Raw genomic sequence first — 401 nt, forward strand, 5'->3', positions numbered from 1 at the left:
AATAATTAACACATAGGTAAACCACCGCCTCTGGCGGTGAGACTCGACAGGGCTCTGCCGTTCAGGCGTGCAGGGTAGAGAATATGGCCTTCCAAGAACCGGCAAGTTCTAATAGGAGGCCATATGAGAGATTGGCAGAGCCAAGCTCACGTCAAACATTATTGCAGGTATCACATCGTATTTGTCCCCAAATACCGGAAAAAGGCGATATTTGGGACTTTACGCAGAGAGATCGGCTCGATATTCCGTGATCTTTGCCGCCAGGCGGGTGTTGAGCTGGTAGAGGGTTACGCGATGAGGGATCACATCCACATGCTGTTGATGATTCCACCGAAGTTCAGCGTGGCTAATACGGTAGGGCTTCTGAAGGGGAAGTCGGCGATACGAATATTTCGTGAACA

1 protein-coding gene is annotated in these 401 nt (G+C 50.1%); it reads left to right on the plus strand.

What is annotated here, in order from left to right:
* Nucleotides 1-123: 123 nt before the first annotated feature.
* A partial coding sequence (gene tnpA / locus OQE62_RS19400; protein WP_265723696.1) for an IS200/IS605 family transposase occupies nucleotides 124-401 on the plus strand: 278 nt, incomplete at its 3' end.

The organism is Microbulbifer halophilus (genome assembly GCF_026183675.1).
Taxonomy (GTDB): domain Bacteria; phylum Pseudomonadota; class Gammaproteobacteria; order Pseudomonadales; family Cellvibrionaceae; genus Microbulbifer; species Microbulbifer halophilus.